Here is an 18,436-nt window from a genome sequence, read left to right as displayed (position 1 = left end):
CGCAATTTAAAACAAATAAGTCTAGTTCATATGTCACACTACCTTCTACTGCTATAATACGACCTATGTCCTACCATAAAATACAGGTACATTTTACTAACACAAACAGATTCTATTTCTTTTGTATACAAAAAAAATCCTTTTCTTAGCATAAAAGCACTAAGATCAAGGATTTTAGCTTTTTGTTGTTTTAAGCATTTCTTAACAACGTATTAGAAATTCTGTAAGACGAGGTTAACACCTTAATCCTCAAACAGGAAAAGCGCTCCCATAAACTAGGAACGCAAAAGCGAGTCAATAAGTAAGATAAGTCTTTCTAGTTATTTTTAATAGCTAATCGATTAATGATTAAACACCATAGTACTTAGCAAACAACTCTTTATTCCATTCATCTCCACCATCTACATTAGAGCTTTTAAACACAGGTGGTTTTAAACCAGCTTGATGATATTTTTTTGCTAATAATATGGATATTGTTTGAGCAACAAAGGCTCCAGCCATTGTAGAAGTTGCCCCCATACCTGTATTTGCTTCTTCTACATAAAAGTAAGCATCTCCAGGTCCAGTGCAATTATCTATTACTACATCACTAAAATCACAAAGATATTTCCCACTACTATGTCTTGATTTTGAGCCTTCAGGATGATTTGGATTTGTAAAAGCAATAACCTTTGCGCCGCATTCCTGTGTCATTTTTGCAAGTTCAACAGTCATTCCATTTCTTCCCGAATTGGAAGCAATCACAAGAATATCCTTTGAGCTTATTTTGTATAAATCAAATATCACCTTTGCATAAGCTTCTATCCTTTCAATCACAGTACTTTTTAATGGATGATCATGTAAAAAAAACTCATTCGGCAAAATTGGAGAGACCCCAGCAAACCCACCTGCTCTTACATAAAATTCTTCTGCAAACATATGTGAATGACCTGAACCAGTAACAAGGAAACGACCACCATTTTGAATGGCTTCAAAAATACAAGTTGCCGCTTCGTCCATTTTTTGATTCTGTGTCGTATATAGTTTTTCGAGATTTGCCATCACATACTTAAAATAATTCTCCATAAATGAATACCTTCTTTTATTGATTTAATAAATTACCAACCGTACTTCTTTTCACTCCATTTTTTAATAACTATATCTTGTTTTACGAAAACAAGACTATTTTGTTCAATATCTTTATCGATAATCGCACCTGCTCCTAACACACTATAAGCACCTATTTTACATCCAGGCATAATAATCGTATTCACACCAGTTCTACAATAATCACCAAGATAAGCTGCATTTGAAAAATGTAAAGGTATTTCTTTCCGTCCATTTACAACGTGCTCAGTTTCACCGTCATCAAAGCGTAATGTTCCACAAACTGTTGCAGCACCGATATCCGTATGACTGCCTATTGCGCCATAAAACTCGCCATAGTGGTAAAGATATACCTTATCCATTACCATTCCGCCAAGGAACTCTGCACAATGGTCGAATATACAATTCGATCCAATTGAAACTCCATCATAAATCATACAATAATTACGAATGGCTGTATGATCCCCAATAACTGCATTGCCATTGAAAATCGCACCATTATCTATAATTGTATTATCACCTACAATTAGGTTACCGTGAATGACAACTCGATCACCAATTGAGGAATTCTTACCAAGCTTTACATGACCATGAATGGTTGCATTTTCAGAAATCGTCGAACCTTCTGCTAGTTCGTTCTCTTTTATTGCATTACAATAATGATTCACCATATATTCATTCGCTTCTAACATATGCCAAGGCTTGTCTATATCAAAGAAATGACCATTACACTCAATCGCTTGTAATTTTGTTTTCTCAAGTGATTTTAGAAGTGCAGCTTCGATATATCGTTCTTTCGGAACACCCACTCCTACTTTTACATTCGGAAAATAATCGGGCGTTCTCCTCACTTCATCCAGTAATGACTCTTCAAAAAGAAATCCTGCGAATTGATGGGTAATACTGTCACCACGGTAGTGAGCACCGATTGACTGAACAAATCCATCCCTTAAACTCGCACCGATCCAATTTCTTGATGACTCTTCTAATTTTTTCAACAAAACAGTAGGTTTGTTGGAATTAGCTAATTGCTCGAGATCCTTTTGTTCGACGATCGTATCACCGTAAAGTACAAGAAACTCCTTAGTAGCTGAAAGTTTCTCAACTCCCTTTACTAAACTTTCTGCACTTCCTAAATTTGATTGATCAACTACAAATTTAACATTATCTATGTCGTATAGAAGATTCTCAATTTCTCTTTGATGTTCCTCATTAACGACAACAACAATCTCTTCTATTCCCATTGCTACAATGGATTCAATATTATAACGGATTAATGGTTTACCAGCGATTTTTATTGCTGTTTTGGAGCGAACTGCGTTGAAAGGATTCATTTTACTCCCTTTGCCTGCCGCAAGAATAACTGCATTTTTTACCATTCCAATACCTCGACTATAAAAATTTTTTACTTATATTCAACTAATCGAAATTTATTTTTGCCTGCTAATAGATAAGGCATTAAATCGTATGCAAAAGGATGAACAAATCCAATGACATTATGTTCAACGGATTGTCCTAAATCTTTTAATGAGATTTGTACCTCTCCCTCATATTGTGCACTTCGATTATTTAAAATAGAAACTGTATATTTTCCTCTTGGTGCACAATAGCAATGAGGTACTTCCATTCCTCTTGTATCAGTTGCACGAATTAGATTCGCTGGTTGATCTACTCTTGAAATAAGAGCTTGTTCTTGAATTTTCATCTTTGTCTGCTCGGGAACAAACTGATTAAAAACAACTGGAATTTCTATATAATCTTGTTTGTAACATCTTGCCATTTCTTTGAGCTCTGAAAAATCTGCAAATGAGTCACCAATTAACACATCATTAAAACCATTAGCAAATAACTCTAACATGGCAATATGGCTAGGCAAGAAGCGGTGTTTTTCAATTGTACAAACCCCATGACCTAAGTGGTGTAAATCTTTAGGCGAAAGTTGCGATGCAACAAACCCTCCAACTGGCACACCAAATAAAGCAAACATATTGTTAATTGAGCGTATGTCTTCTAAAGACAATGCTGTATCTGGTAGGGGAAAAAAATTATGACAAGCTGTTAGTTGTCCAATATTTCCTTCTCTTTCTATTGTTTCTAAAAACTCACGACATTCGCGTAAAGCGTTTCCATCTTGATTATTAGAAGAAGACATCGAAGCGTTTACTTCTATTTGAATTCCCTGCTTATTTTTTGAAAGAACTGCTACTTCTTCACTCGTAAACCCTCCATCGATGCGGAGTCTTGTGATGCCCATATTTTGTAATGCTGTAAGGTCGGTCAATGTACAATCCAACTCGTTGAAAACTTCATCATTCATATCAGCTGACACATTCATATTAAGTTCTTTACAATAACTGAATAATTCATTCCAAGTGTCCGCATTTACATTTAGTGCACCTTCAAAACCATGATTATTTAAAATCAGTGAAACAAATACCTTTTTAAAACCTAATGAATTAGCCTTTTCTAAATAATCTTTAATTTGATTCAAAGGATAAAAGTTGGGATACACACTAATTCCTATTTCACGCATATTAGATCGCCATTCCTTACTATATTTATTTTAGATTACTTGTATTTTTCGCCAATAATGATGGCACCAAAAACTGGATCATAAAGAGGTGCAGAAAGTTCAACTTGTGGTAAAACCACTCTTAACTTCTCTTTTAGCGTATCAAAATACTCAGCCGATTTCGTCAGCAAACTTCCTGCCACAGAAAGGCGGAAATTAATTGAGCCCATTTGTCGGCTGATTCCAATGACTAAACGAACCAACTTATCTAGTTCCCCTTCAACAATTGTACGAGCAACTTCGTCTCCTTTTACCCATGCTTCTAGAACGATTGGCGTGCATGAAGCTACCTTATCTACCGGAATTGTATCGTCCATGTATAATAAGTCCATAAAATCTTCCGGAGAATTCAACTTAAAGTGAGCGAGTAATTTTTCGGTAAATGATGTAGGAGCAATAACTTTGTCATACTCATTCATAACAGCCGCGATTGCATGTAAACCGATTTTGAAGCCGCCACCCTCATCACTTATTAATCCACCCCATCCGCCTGAGCGTATTGTATTTCCTTTTGAGTCTACCCCCATAACAATGGAACCTGTTCCAGCAATCATTAAAGCATCTTTTCGATCTCCGTTCCCACCAACAAGAGCAATTTCTGCATCATTCACTACTTCTAACTGGCAAGTAAAACCACTTTCTTTTAATGCATTCAAATAAATATCAATATCTTTCGGTCGATCTACTCCAGCAGAGCCTAGTACAAGAATCGCATTTTGTAAGCGCTCTCCAAATTTAGAAATAAGCGATTCATATATTTCACTAAATACTGGTCTAAGCCCTTCTACACCGATGTTGTTATAATTTGACATTCCAAAATTTTGATCAAATAACGTTTCTCCATCTAGTCGTTCTTTGACCACAACTCTCGTTTTCGTTCCTCCGCCGTCCATTCCAATTATCAATCTATTAGTCATTAGCTGTTTATTCATCCTTTCATTCATTTAATATGTTGCGTCCAACACTCTTGATATTTTAGGCAATCTACGAATACATTCGACGTTTCAGTTCATTTCTCAACCGTTCTTTATTAATTTCATCATGTTGTTAACGTATAGTTGCATTCATTGTAAAGTATACTTCCCTATTTTTCTAGGATGATATTTTCTTTATATAACGGAAAAAAACCACTTATTAAAATTGCGTTCTTCAATTCGTTACTTCAAGATTGTCTTCTCTGTTGAACTCCTTAAAAATTAATCCGCATATATTCATGATACCTTCTTTCTACTAAAGGCTTTAAACATACTTCAAGACTAGTGAAATCTTCTAGATTTATAAAAGACCCCAATCGAAAAGTTGATTTCTAAATCAGAATAACAGCACCTCGCATTAAAAAAATATAAGAAAAATTAAAATTGACATAATTTTCAAAACATTAAAAACACATAAACTGCACCTATTATTAAAATTGTATTTTACTTTTTAATGCAAGAAAGGAGGAAAGAATAACGCCATTTTGGCTTTTTAGCAACTCCATTTTTTAATTGGAGAGTGCTTGAAGTCCAGACAAATCTAAACATAATAAGGAGATTGAGTAGGATGAGGAGAAAGAAAAGTTTTAGCTCTAGGTTGGCTATTGCATCACTTAGTATGACGCTATTTGTACCATCCAATTTTTCAGCTGTTTCTTACGCACAATCAAATTTGAGTGTGTACAGTTCCAATGATGTAGGAACAGACAAGGTTAGTGAGAGGCTTCTTAATCAATTTGACGATCAAAAATATGTAACGTTTCTAGTTAAGTTTAGAGATCAGGTTAATACGCCTACTATTGCAGCTATTGCTGCTGAAAAAGCTGAAGATCAAAAGCTTTCTGAAGCAAGGAGTGAGCTAGCAGTCCGCTCAACAGTCGTATCTTCATTAAAATCAAAAGCTTCAGAAACTCAACATAATATACAAGAATTTTTAGGAAAAAAGAAGAAAGATGGAAGTGTTAAAGATTATGAATCTTTCTATATCGTAAACGCTATGGCTGTTACGGGAACGGAAGAGGTAATGAATGAGCTTGCTGAATTTGGAGAAGTAGAGAAGATTCTTCCGAATGAGATCAGACATCAAATTGAACCCGTACAGGAAACTACAAAGACATCTGCAAAAATTAATAACACAGAAGATGCTACTAATATTGAGTGGAATATTGAAAAAATCGGAGCACCCCAAACTTGGGATAGGGGAATTGACGGTACTGGTGTTGTTGTAGCCAATATCGATACAGGTGTTCAATGGGATCACCCTGCGTTAAAGGAAAAGTATCGTGGGTATGACCCTGCACATCCGGATCAGCCGAATAATGAGTTTAACTGGTTTGATGCTACAGGCGGAGCAGAAGACCCTTACGACGCAGGAGCCCATGGTACACATACAATGGGTACTATGGTTGGTTCTACCAATGACAAAAAGGTTGGAGTTGCTCCAGGTGCAAAGTGGATTGCAGTTAAAGCATTTTCGACTTTAGGAGCAACAGATGCCGATTTACTTCAAGCTGGAGAATGGATTCTTGCTCCAAAAGATAAAGAAGGAAATCCACATCCTGAAAAAGCTCCAGATATCGTTAATAATTCATGGGGCGGCGGGCCTGGATTAAATGAGTGGTACAGATTAATGGTTCAAAATTGGCGTGAAGCCGGTATTCTACCGGTGTTCTCTGCAGGAAATTCCGGACCGGGTACTGGAACTGCAGCTGCACCTGGAAACTACCCTGAATCATTTACAGTTGGAGCGTTAGATATTGATGAAAAATTAGCTGACTTTTCGTCAAGAGGCCCAGCTCCATATGATGAGATTAAGCCAAATATTTCTGCACCAGGTGTTAATGTTCTTTCTACCGTACCAGGGAGTACATACGGAGCAATGAGCGGAACCTCAATGGCTGCACCGGCCGTAGCTGGCGCTGCCGCATTACTTCTACAGGCAAACGCTTCTTTAACTGTAGATGACATTGAACAAATTTTGATGAAAACTGCAAAGCCGCTTACAGATAGCAAGTATACTGAAGTGCCAAATAGCGGGTATGGTTATGGTCTATTGAACGTATTTAAAGCTGTTTCCTCTATTACAAATAATTTTGGAGCAGTATCAGGTCAAGTCCTTGGAGATGGAGAAGATAATAAGCCTCCAACATTCCAGCATACTGTCCCTTCAGAAGCATATGAAGGTTTAGCTTTACCACTTGAAATCAATGCTAAAGATAATGTCAGCGTCAAAAAAGTAGAGCTACAATATCGTATTGGTGAAGATCAAGAATGGCAATCTATACCTACAACACGCACTTCTGGTAATTACCTTGATGGGACTTATCGTGCAAATATTCCTGGTGAAAAGATTGCACAACCTGAAATCTCTTATAGATGGAAAATAGTAGATTTCGGAGGAAATGAAACGACTAGTGACAGCTATTCAACAAAAATCGTTTCAGGAGCTTCAGTAGGATATAAACAAGATTTCGAATCGATTCCAATAGGCTGGTACAGCTACGGAAAAAATAACAGTTGGGAACAGGGAGTTTTTGCAAAAAGCGGACCAATTAAGCCAGGTGCAGATGTGCTAAAAAATAAAATGTATGGAACAAGCTTGTCAGGTGCGTATGCTCCAAACGCAGACATGTCATTGGCAATGCCGCCAATTAATGTTCCAGAAGGTCAAACATTTTTAAACTTCAAGCATTGGTATGGGTTTGAATATAAAACCGATTTTGGCTACATTTACGTGTCGACAGATAAAACAAATTGGGAACAAGTTGCACAGTATGAAAATACTGCTAATGGATGGCAGGACGGAAAAATTGATCTATCTAAATATGCTGGTAAAAAAATCTATGTAATCTTTAATGTAAAGTCTAACGATTCTTATCAAGCCTTTGGATGGCATTTAGATGATATTTCGATCACAAATACAGCTTTAAATGTTTCAAATACTATTCAGAAAAAGTTGGTTGATTCGAACGATACACAAACTGGAAATCAGACATTATCAACTGAACAAGCCAATGTATCTGGATCATCCGCATTACCTCTTCAAGCACGAGTAAGCGTTCTTGAAACAGGACGCTCTGTCAATACGAATCCTGCTGATGGTAGTTACTTGTTAAGCCAAGAAACTGGAACATTCACCTTAAAAGCTGAGGCGTATGGATTCCAGTCAGCTAGCCATACAGTTAATATTGCAGATAAAAATGTAACGAAAGAAGATTTTACTTTAAAGCCAATTCCAAAGGGTACGGTTACCGGTAAGGTAGTTAACAAAGTTACTGGTAAACCAATTCAAAATGCAAGGTTAATGTTGATGGAAGATGCAGTAATCAAACCAGTATTAACTGATGAAAATGGACAATTTACGATTACTGCTTATGAAGGCACTTACACAATGCATGTTTCAGCACCTAACAACTTTTACAATCAAGACATGACGATCACTATTTCAGGTGGAAAAACGACAGAACAAAATTCTCAATTAAAACCATTCGTTGGACAACAAGGCGAAATTGGTTATGATGATGGATCATTGGAAGCTGGTACAGCATTAACGAATAGTGGGAATAAATTTGCAGTTAAAATGTCACTCCCTAAAGGGAAAAAACGTGCTTTAGTAACTGAAGGTTTATTCGCCTTCCATGCTAGCTGGCCGACTCCAGGTGGAACGGAATTCAAGGTTGAAGTTTATGATGCAAACGGTAATTTTGGTGCACCTGGCAAAAAGCTAGCTGGACCAATCAATGCAACAGCAGTCCGAAACGGGCAATATATGTCAGTAGATTTATCATCTGAAGGTATTGTTGTTGACAGTGATTTCTATATTGTCTACGTACAGGAAAATAGATACCCTTCTGTCCCAGGTATAGGAAGAGACGATAATGGAGACAAAGCTTACCGAAGCTGGGAGTGTAAAGAAGGAATATGGTCTCAAACGCCAACTACAGAAGGAAATTACATGATTAGAGCTCATGTCAGCTATGAGGTTGCACAGCCATTAATCACACAGCCAGTTGACGGAAAATATACAAATGAAAAAACTGTATCTGTTGCAGGGGAAACGACTCCGCTAACAAAAGTACACATTTTTAGAGATGGCAGCGATATAGGAACAACTACATCTAATGAAGATGGTAAGTTTAAAGCAGATGTTTTAATGTCTAAAGGAAATAATGTGATTACAGCAACGGCTTCAACTGAAACGGGAATGACGGAACCTTCGAATCCTGTTAAGGTAATCCTGGATGAGACCAAACCTCAACTCACGATTACAGCGCCAACAAATGGATATAAAACAAATAAAGACGTTGTTATTGTGAAAGGAACTGCCACTGATGAAAACTTTGATTCAGTTATGATTAACGGTACGAAAGCAAAAGTTGATAATGCTGGATCTTTCACATTACCAATCTTATTAGTAAAAGGTGAAAATTCGATTGAAGCAATCGCTACTGATAAAGCAGGTAATGTATCAACTTTGACTAAGAACGTTGGATTAGATCAAACATCTCCAAGTGCACCAAAAATCAAGGCTGTTGATGATAATGATACTGTGATTGTAGGAACAGCGGAAGCGAATTCTAACATTACTGTGAAAATTAAAGACAAGGTCATCGCAACTGGAAAAGCAGACTCAAAAGGCGCATTTAGTATCAAGATTAGCCGACAAACTGCGGGTATAGTCCTATCTGTGTTCGCTACCGATGCAGCAGGTAATCAAGGTAAAACTTCGACTACTACTGTATTAGACCGAACAGCTCCGAATGCACCTAAAATCAAAGCAGTAGATGATAATGATACTGTGATTGTAGGAACAGCGGAAGCGAATTCGAAAGTTATTGTAAAATACAAAAACAAAATAATCGTATCTGGAAAAGCGAACTCTAAAGGCGCATTTAGTCTTAAAATTAGCAGACAAAAAGCAGGCACAGCCTTAACTGCATTCGCCATTGATGCAGCAGGAAATCAAAGTAAAGCAGCGACTACAACTGTATTAGACCGAACAGCTCCGAATGCACCTAAAATTACAAGCTTTTTTGCTAAAGGAAAATTTGAAATTAAAGGTACAGCAGAAGCAGGAGCTACGATTATTGTAAAAAAAGGCACAAAAGAAGTGGCGAAGGTTAAAGTTTCAAGTAATGGAACATTTGTCGCAATACTTCCGAAGCCATCAAAAGGGAAAAATGAATATGTACTATATGCAATCGATCATGCAGGTAACAAGAGTAATTCTGTAAAGCGATCAATTACGCTTAAGTAACGATATAAATATTTCAATGAAATAAAGGGAGATACCATTAAAAGTATCTCCCTTTTTTTTCAAATTCCTGTTCTAAAGTGTGTGGATAAATTGCAGAGGCCACTTACCAATATAGGAACGTTGCCTTCTTTCCATTATTTCGTTTTTAAAACTAGTTGCGATTCGGTCTCAACATGTGTAAAGTATTTGAGGCAACACAAAAGCGCTCTTGGGCTTATTACATTCTATTCTTTTCCAAAATTATCAAGTAATGCACGCACTTCATCTGTTGATTTCGTGTTCATTAATTGATTTCTTAATTCACCAGCCCCACGGAATCCTTTTACATAAATTTTGAAAAAGCGATGTAGCCCTGTGATTGATCGTGGCAATACATCCGCATATTGATCTTGAAGATCAAGCTGCAGTCTTAAAAGATCAAGGTGTTCTTCACTGCTATGCTCTTTTGGCTCTTTTTCAAAAGCAAAAGGATTTTTAAAAATGCCTCGTCCAATCATTACCCCATCAATACCATATTTTTCGGCAAGCTGCAGCCCAACTTGACGGTCAGGAATGTCTCCATTGATTGTTAACAGCGTATTTGGTGCGATTCGGTCACGTAATTTCTTGATTTCAGGAATTAGCTCCCAATGCGCATCTACTTGGCTCATTTCTTCTCTTGTTCGTAAATGAATAGAAAGGTTTGCAATATCCTGTTTTAAAATATGCGTTAACCACTCCTCCCACTCATTTACCTCCTTAAAGCCTAGTCGCGTTTTTACGCTGACAGGCAGTCCGCCTGCTTTTGCTGCTTGAATAAGTTCTGCAGCAACGTCTGGACGCAGAATAAGGCCACTACCCTTCCCTCTTGATGCTACATTCGGTACAGGGCAACCCATATTTATATCGATTCCTTTAAATCCTAGTTCTGCCATACCAATACTCATTTGACGGAAATATTCGGGATTATCCCCCCAGATATGTGCTACCATTGGCTGTTCATCTTCTGTAAAAATCAAACGGCCACGCACACTTTTCATGCCCTCTGGATGACAATAGCTATCCGAATTTGTAAACTCTGTGAAAAATACATCCGGTCGACCAGCTTTACTTACTACATGACGAAAAACAACATCTGTCACATCCTCCATTGGTGCAAGTACAAAAAATGGTCGTGGTAAATCACGCCAAAAATTATCTAACATATTAAATTCAAATCCTCTCATTATGGGATAATAGTCCAGCCCTTATCCCAAAAATAAAAAACGAGTCCCTGCTTTTTTTACACCCTATGCTTCATCATTTTATGTTAATTTACTAAAAAGACAAATAACTGGTGGTAAGAAAAAGCAATGCCCTAGAGTCAGTTCCCTTCTTTAAGTACTAATTTCGCGACAGCTTCCACGTGACTAGTATGTGGGAACATATCCACTGGCTGTATTTCTACTGTTTTATAACCGCCGTCTTCAAGTACTCGTAAATCTCTTGCTAATGTGGCAGGATTACATGATACGTAAACTACTTTGCTGGGCTTCATATCAATGATTGTATTTAATAAAGCCTCGTCACAACCCTTTCTTGGAGGGTCTACAACTAATATTTCTGCTGTAATTCCTTGCTTGTACCAATTAGGTATAACTTCTTCAGCTTTCCCTACTTCAAATTCAACATTTGTCATCTCGTTAATCATTGCATTTCGTTTCGCATCTTCAATCGCTTCTGGTACAATTTCTACACCAAAAACCTTTTTAGCCTTTTGAGCTAAAAATAAGGATATTGATCCGATTCCACAGTATGCATCAATAACTGTTTCACTACCGTTTAAGTTTGTATACTCGAGTGTTTTATCATATAAAACCTTAGTTTGTGTAGGGTTTACCTGATAAAATGATCGCGCTGAAATTTCGAAAGTAATGTTACCAATTTTATCTTTGATTGTTTCACTTCCGTATAATACAATTGTTTGATTTCCAAGAATCACATTTGTTTTTTCATTATTTACGTTTTGAATAATGCTTGTAATTGTTGGATATTTCTCAACAATTCTAGCTATTAATTCGTCTTTTTGAGCAAAGTTCACTTTATTTGTAACAAGAACTAGCATTGATTCATTTGTATAGTATCCATAGCGTGCCATAATATGACGCAATAGCCCTTTGTGGCCAACTTCATCGTATGGCTCGATTTTTAATTCCTCACAAAGATCTTTCACAGCTTGTATCATTTCATCATTTTCTTTTCCTTGAATGTAGCATTCATTCATTGGAATAATTTCATGGCTTCTCTTTTGATAGAAACCAACAACTAGTCCACCTTCTAGTTCCCCTACTGGAACTTGTGCTTTATTACGATAACTCCATGGATTTTCCATTCCTAACACTGGATGGATTACTACATCGTCAAGTTTCCCAATTCGTTTCACAACTTCTACTACTTGTTTATGTTTCGCCTCAAGTTGGCCTTCATAGCTCATATGTTGAGTTTGACAACCACCACATTGATTGTAAATCGAACAAATTGGTTCAACTCGAACATCACTTTCTTTTTGGAATTCAATAATTTTACCGAACCCAAAGCCTTTGCTTGTTTTTAGCACCTTAATTTGTGCTTTTTCACCAGGAAGTGCATTTGGTACAAATATCGGATATCCATCCACCTTTGCAACTCCATGTCCCTCATGAGTTAAATCGATAAATTCAACATCTATGAATTGATTCTTTTCTACAGGTAACACTCTTTTCGACAAGTCCCTTACCTACCTTTCGACCTTTTATTAAACCATTTCATTATACAAAATAAATAACCACGTTAACTACCGTGGTTACTTTTACTAGTATTTGCTACTATTTCACTTATTATGGTACATAGATTTCTAGGTGGTTGTAAAGCATATCGACAGTACATGGTGTTTCTCCACCATACTCACCATCAATATTTAATAGTAGTTTATCATCAGACATAATTTTCAAATGGCTTGCTCTAGTATAAAGAACATGTTCATTTTGCACATGCTGGCCACTTAATAGCTGAGCACATACTCTGATGATTTCGGCAATATTTGATTTCTTTAAGACTAATAAGTCAAATTGTCCATCATTGATGCTTGCCTCAGGTGCAATTTTTTCAAATCCACCAACAGAATTTGTATTCGATAATAAGAACAAAAATGCTTCTTCATCAAATACTTTTCCGTCATACTCAATTTTTAATCGTGTAGGCTTAACTCTTGGTAACATTTCAATACCTTTTAAATAATATGCTAGCTGTCCTAACATTGTTTTTAGTTTACTAGGTACTTCATATGTTAATTCTGTAATTTTACCGGCAGCTAAAATATTTACAAAATATTTATCATCAACTCTTCCAATATCAAGAGGGACAGTTTGCCCATTTGTTATGACTTCAGCCGCTTCCATAATTGAAACATTCACACCAATTGCTCTAGCAAAATCATTTGTTGTCCCAACCGGGATTAATCCTAACTTTGGTCGATATTCTTGTTCTGCCATACCACTAATGACTTCATTAAGTGTTCCATCTCCACCGCAAGCTACAACTAAATCAAATTTTCGTTCACATGCTTCTCTTGCTGCGATTGTCGCATCACCTGCACCGGTTGTTGCATGACAAGAGGTTTCATAACCTGCTTGCTCGAACAATTGCAACACATCAGGAAGCTTTTTCTTAAAAATTTCACGACCAGAAGTAGGGTTGTAGATAATTCTAGCACGTTTCATCATTAACCATCCTACTTATTTATTTAAGTTCTCTAACTTATATCCTAACCTAAAAAGTTTTTGTAGTAAACTTTTTCCATTTACTTATCTATTTTTACCTTTCTAAAGCATGTTCAAACCCAGATTAAAAAGCAATATTGTATTATATTATATTAAATTTATATTACATTCGTTTCTTTGCTATATTTTTCAAACGTTTTGAACAACTTAATCATTATAGTACATATTGATGATAAATACATTAAAGTAGAATTAAGGATTGATAATGAGATGGGAAACAAACCGTTCGTGAATGTAGAGTATTTTGCTCTAAAAAAGTTAAAAATTTACCGTGATAGTGTTTTGCGTTTTTTATTAAGAGCAATTATGGCTAGTATGTTTATAGGCTTCGGAGTTATAGTAGCATTTAAATCAGGTAATTTCTTTCATGCTGCATATACACCTTTTGCCTACCCAATGGCTGCTATAACAATTTCTGTCGCCATTCTTCTAATTGCATACGGTGGTGCTGACTTATTTATAGGTAACATATTTTATTTTGCCTATACTGCAATTAAAGGAAAAATGAATTGGCTAGAGGTGTTAAATTTGTGGCTTATAACCTACATTGGAAATATACTAGGTGCTGGTTGTTTTTCTTTATTAATACATATAACAGGATTATATAACGACCCAACAGTAAAATGGATATCCTTTTGTATGCACCAACAAGCCAACCATATTATTGAGTCATTTTAACCCTAAACAGTACAAAAAAACTACGGAGCTTATAGCCCGTAGTTTTTTTATTGAAAACCTTATCTTTTTTGAATTTCTTCCATTAAGATCTTATTTAATAGTGGTGGATTTGCTTGGCCTTTAGTCGCTTTCATCATTTGACCAACAAGGAAACCAATAGCTCGGTCCTTACCATTTTTAAAGTCTTCAATTGATTGTGGGTTAGCATCAAGAGTTTCAATAACGATTTTACGAAGAGCGCCCTCGTCAGATAATTGTACTAAACCTTTCGCTTTTACAATTTCATTTGCGTCTCCGCCGTTTTCGATTAACTCAGTGAATACTTTTTTCGCAATCTTAGAAGAAATTGTACCGTCTGTAATTAACTTAAGCATACTAGATAAGTTTTCAGGCGTTAAAGCAACTTCATGCAGTTCTTTCTGTGATTTATTTAAGTATGCTGAAACTTCACCCATTAACCAGTTAGATGCTAATTTTGCATCTGCACCATTGTTCACAGTGGCATCGAAGAAATCAGACATTTCTTTTGTTAAAGTTAATACCATTGCATCGTATGCTGGTAAACCTAATTGCTCTACATAGCGTTTTTGACGAGCATCTGGAAGCTCCGGAATACTTTTGCGGACACGTTCTTTCCACTCATCATCAATGTATAGCTCAACTAAGTCTGGTTCTGGGAAGTAACGATAATCATCTGATCCTTCTTTAACACGCATTAGGATTGTAGTCTTTGTAGCTTCATCGTAACGACGTGTTTCTTGTTGGATTACTCCGCCAGATAATAATACTTTTTCTTGGCGAACTTGCTCGTGCTCTAATCCTTTTTGAACGAAAGCAAAAGAGTTTAAGTTCTTTAATTCTGCTTTTGTACCGAATTCTTCTTGTCCAAATGGACGTAATGAAATATTAGCATCACAACGAAGTGAGCCTTCTTCCATTTTTACATCTGATACCCCACTGAATTGAATAATTGACTTAAGTTTTTCTAAATATGCATAAGCCTCTTCAGGAGTTCTCATATCCGGCTCAGAAACGATTTCAATTAATGGAGTTCCTTGACGGTTAAAGTCTACTAATGAATAACCTTCATCTGTATGATTTAACTTTCCAGCATCCTCTTCTAAATGAACGCGAGTAATACCGATACGTTTCTTTTTGCCACCAACTTCAATTTCAATCCATCCATTTTCACCAATCGGCTTATCAAATTGAGAGATTTGGTAAGCTTTTGGATTGTCAGGATAGAAGTAATTTTTACGGTCAAACTTTGTTTCAGTTGCAATTTCACAATTTAATGCCATTGCTGCCTTCATACCAAAGTTTACAGCTTCTTCATTTAATACTGGTAACACACCTGGATAACCTAAATCAATTACACCAGTGTTTGTATTTGGATCTGCACCAAACGCATTAGGGCTTGGTGAGAAGATTTTTGATTTTGTTTTTAATTCTACGTGTACTTCTAAACCGATTATCGTTTCAAAATTCATCTTTCCCGCGCCTCCTTATAGTTGTGGTCTTTGTTTTGTAAAGTCAGTTGCTTGCTCGTATGCATGGGCAACTCTGTAAATTGTAGACTCATCAAAATGTTTACCGATAATTTGTAATCCTAATGGAAGACCATTATGGAAACCACAAGGAACAGAAATCGCAGGTACACCCGCTAAGTTAATAGGAATCGTTAAAATATCATTTGCGTACATTGTCATTGGATCACTTACTTTTTCTCCTACTTTAAATGCAGGAGTTGGTGTAGTTGGTCCAATAATAACATCATAGTTTTCAAATACTTTCTCGAAATCTTCTTTTATTAATGTACGTACTTGTTGAGCTTTTTTATAGTAAGCATCATAGTAACCAGAACTTAATGCATAAGTACCTAACATGATACGGCGTTTTACTTCATCTCCAAAGCCTTCAGCTCTAGTTTTCTTATAAAGATCAATTAAGTTTTCTACATCAGCTGCGCGATGACCGTAACGAATACCATCGAAACGAGCTAAGTTAGCAGATGCTTCAGAAGAAGAAATTAAATAATATGTAGCTAATGCATATTTAGAATGTGGTAATGAAACCTCTTCCCAAGTAGCACCTAAGCTTTCTAATAAATTTAAAGCAGCCATTACAGATGCACGAGCTTCTTCTCCAACGCCTTCACCTAAATATTCTTTAGGTACAGCGATTCGAAGACCTTTTACATCACCTGTTAACGCCTTGGCAAATGAAGGAACTTCTACATTTGCTGAAGTTGAGTCACTTGCATCTAATCCTGAAATTGCTTGTAATAACAGTGCATTATCTTCTACATTTCTAGTAATTGGACCAATTTGATCTAGAGAAGAAGCAAATGCTACTAAACCAGAACGAGATACACGGCCATATGTAGGTTTTAAACCAACAACCCCACAGAATGAAGCTGGTTGACGAATTGACCCACCTGTATCAGAACCTAAAGAGAATAATACTTCTCCAGCAGCAACTGAAGCTGCAGATCCACCGCTACTTCCGCCTGGTACGTATTCAGTATTCCAAGGGTTACGAGTACCACCAAACGCAGAATTTTCATTAGATGAACCCATTGCAAACTCATCCATATTTAATTTTCCGATCGTAATGCTTTCAGCTTGTGCTAGTTTCGTTACAACTGTCGCATCATAAATTGGATTGAAGTTCTCAAGAATTTTACTCGCACAAGTAGTACGTAGACCCTTTGTAACGATATTATCTTTTACACCAATAGGCATACCAGAAAGAATTCCACGAGACTCATCCCAAGGCTTTTCATCAAGTGCTTTCGCTTGTAGACGCGCTTGCTCTTCATTTAAAGTTAAAAATGATTTTACTTCACCATCAACTGCAGAAATTCGCTCATAAGATTCATTTACTAATTCTTCTACTTTAATCTCTTTTGATTTTAATTTGCTATGTAATTCTGAAACTGTATATTCAAATAATGACATTCTATTTTCCCCCCTTAATCCAATATTGACGGTACTTTAACTTGTCCATCTTTATGGTCTGGTGCATTTTTCAGTACCTCTTCAATTGGTAAACCTTTACCTGGCTCATCTTTTCGTAATACATTACGCATTTTTAGGACATGTGTAGTTGGTTTCACATTTGTTGTATCAAGTTCACCTAACTGCTCAGCAAAATCTAAAATTGCTCCAAGTTGTTTTGAAAACTTCTCTGCTTCTTCCTCAGTCACAGCTAAACGCGCTAAATGAGCAACGTGCTTAACTTGCTCCATTGTAATTTTTGACATTTATATGCACCTCCATATTATTCGCACAACATACAATATACTGATAATACCAAATTTCCCATGTGTCGGGCAACATTCCACTTAAATCCAAGTAAAATAATTACAGACTGCCCGCCAAACGCTCGCTTTCTTCGTTACTTCACCTAACTGAAGTTCTCATTACCGTATAAGGTAACTCCGCTCCTCATCAGGCTCACGTGCCTCGAAAGACATTCGCTTCCAAACAGTCTGTACATCAAATTTTGGATTAACCTACTTATAAAAATAAATCAAACGTTTGTTTAAATATGGATTAACGATTATTCAGTAGGTATTCTTGTTAGTTCAATTCCATATTTTTTAAAATACTCAATTGAATAATCATCCGGATAGCCTACATTATATACAACTCTAGTAATCCCCGCTCCATTTATCATTTTTGCACAAGCTCGACATGGTGCAGTTGTACAATAGATTGTCCAATTATCACCTTTCGTTTTTTGAATTCCTGATTGTACTAGTTGATAAATTGCATTTTCTTCAGCGTGGAAAGCGTCACAAGGATATTGATCTGAGTATTTACCACTATCTAATAACCCTTCTTGACGAGCAGCAAAGCGTGGGCATCCACCATCAATACAATGCTTAGCTCCTTTTGGATAACCATTATACCCAGAAGCAATTATTCTATTATCACTTACAATAACTGCTCCAACCCTTCTACTTCCACAAGTTGAACGAAGAGAAGTTATAAATGCCTGTCCTAAAAAATAAGAGTCCCAATCATCACGAGTTCCTAAAGGAATTGAATCTACTAATTGAATAATTCTCTGTAAAATTTGCATGGTA

General features: G+C 36.4%; 13 protein-coding genes. 2 read left to right on the top strand and 11 right to left on the bottom strand.

Features of this window, described 5'->3' with window-relative positions; genetic code table 11:
- Positions 1 to 348 precede the first annotated feature (348 nt).
- From EP747_RS13790 to EP747_RS13775, 4 genes are read right to left on the bottom strand one after another with little or no spacing between them, the layout of a single operon-like run.
- Complete coding sequence (locus tag EP747_RS13790) at positions 349 to 1,065, bottom strand: SIS domain-containing protein (protein ID WP_129690714.1); 717 nt, start codon at positions 1,063 to 1,065, stop codon at positions 349 to 351.
- Positions 1,066 to 1,097: 32 nt separating this feature from the next.
- Complete coding sequence (locus tag EP747_RS13785) at positions 1,098 to 2,465, bottom strand: sugar phosphate nucleotidyltransferase (RefSeq protein ID WP_205753832.1); 1,368 nt, start codon at positions 2,463 to 2,465, stop codon at positions 1,098 to 1,100.
- Positions 2,466 to 2,491: 26 nt separating this feature from the next.
- On the bottom strand, positions 2,492 to 3,619 hold the full coding sequence (locus EP747_RS13780; RefSeq protein WP_129690712.1) for a MupG family TIM beta-alpha barrel fold protein: 1,128 nt from the start codon (positions 3,617 to 3,619) through the stop codon (positions 2,492 to 2,494).
- A gap of 35 nt (positions 3,620 to 3,654) precedes the next feature.
- Positions 3,655 to 4,575 (bottom strand): N-acetylglucosamine kinase, encoded by a 921-nt coding sequence (locus EP747_RS13775; protein ID WP_165347050.1) that lies wholly within the window; start codon positions 4,573 to 4,575, stop codon positions 3,655 to 3,657.
- A gap of 625 nt (positions 4,576 to 5,200) precedes the next feature.
- On the opposite strand from EP747_RS13775, the gene EP747_RS13770 reads away from it, so the two are divergent.
- Entirely contained in the window at positions 5,201 to 9,889 is a 4,689-nt protein-coding gene (locus EP747_RS13770) for a S8 family serine peptidase (protein ID WP_129690710.1), read from the top strand.
- Positions 9,890 to 10,113: 224 nt separating this feature from the next.
- Here EP747_RS13770 and EP747_RS13765 read toward each other — a convergent pair whose 3' ends face one another.
- From EP747_RS13765 to EP747_RS13755, 3 genes are all read right to left on the bottom strand, one after another.
- A complete protein-coding gene (locus tag EP747_RS13765; protein ID WP_129690709.1) occupies positions 10,114 to 11,094 on the bottom strand; it encodes a tRNA dihydrouridine synthase in 981 nt (326 codons plus the stop codon).
- Between the two features lie 137 nt (positions 11,095 to 11,231).
- Positions 11,232 to 12,614, bottom strand: coding sequence for a 23S rRNA (uracil(1939)-C(5))-methyltransferase RlmD (gene rlmD / locus EP747_RS13760; RefSeq protein ID WP_129690708.1), 1,383 nt, complete (start codon positions 12,612 to 12,614; stop codon positions 11,232 to 11,234).
- A 109-nt stretch (positions 12,615 to 12,723) separates the two neighbouring features.
- The gene (locus EP747_RS13755) at positions 12,724 to 13,608 is read right to left on the bottom strand and encodes a diacylglycerol kinase (RefSeq protein ID WP_129690707.1); all 885 of its coding nucleotides are present in this window, start codon (positions 13,606 to 13,608) and stop codon (positions 12,724 to 12,726) included.
- Between the two features lie 267 nt (positions 13,609 to 13,875).
- Here EP747_RS13755 and EP747_RS13750 point away from each other — a divergent pair, with 267 nt between their 5' ends.
- Positions 13,876 to 14,343 (top strand): formate/nitrite transporter family protein, encoded by a 468-nt coding sequence (locus EP747_RS13750; protein WP_129690706.1) that lies wholly within the window; start codon positions 13,876 to 13,878, stop codon positions 14,341 to 14,343.
- A 59-nt stretch (positions 14,344 to 14,402) separates the two neighbouring features.
- Here EP747_RS13750 and gatB read toward each other — a convergent pair whose 3' ends face one another.
- The 4 genes from gatB to EP747_RS13730 form a co-directional block, all read right to left on the bottom strand.
- Entirely contained in the window at positions 14,403 to 15,833 is a 1,431-nt protein-coding gene (gene gatB, locus EP747_RS13745) for an Asp-tRNA(Asn)/Glu-tRNA(Gln) amidotransferase subunit GatB (protein WP_129690705.1), read from the bottom strand.
- 15 nt (positions 15,834 to 15,848) lie between these two features.
- Positions 15,849 to 17,303 (bottom strand): Asp-tRNA(Asn)/Glu-tRNA(Gln) amidotransferase subunit GatA, encoded by a 1,455-nt coding sequence (gene gatA, locus EP747_RS13740; RefSeq protein ID WP_129690704.1) that lies wholly within the window; start codon positions 17,301 to 17,303, stop codon positions 15,849 to 15,851.
- A gap of 14 nt (positions 17,304 to 17,317) precedes the next feature.
- The gene (gatC, locus tag EP747_RS13735; protein WP_069032659.1) at positions 17,318 to 17,608 is read right to left on the bottom strand and encodes an Asp-tRNA(Asn)/Glu-tRNA(Gln) amidotransferase subunit GatC; all 291 of its coding nucleotides are present in this window, start codon (positions 17,606 to 17,608) and stop codon (positions 17,318 to 17,320) included.
- Positions 17,609 to 17,907: 299 nt separating this feature from the next.
- Positions 17,908 to 18,432, bottom strand: a complete 525-nt coding sequence (locus EP747_RS13730) for a deoxycytidylate deaminase (RefSeq protein WP_056474707.1) — start codon at positions 18,430 to 18,432, stop codon at positions 17,908 to 17,910.
- Between the last annotated feature and the right edge of the window lie 4 nt (positions 18,433 to 18,436).

The sequence above is a fragment of the Gottfriedia acidiceleris genome (genome assembly GCF_004138285.1).
Lineage (GTDB): Bacteria > Bacillota > Bacilli > Bacillales > Bacillaceae_G > Gottfriedia > Gottfriedia acidiceleris_A.
The sequence above is the reverse complement of the archived record's forward strand: the minus strand, read 5'-3'. Positions and strand labels throughout refer to the sequence as shown.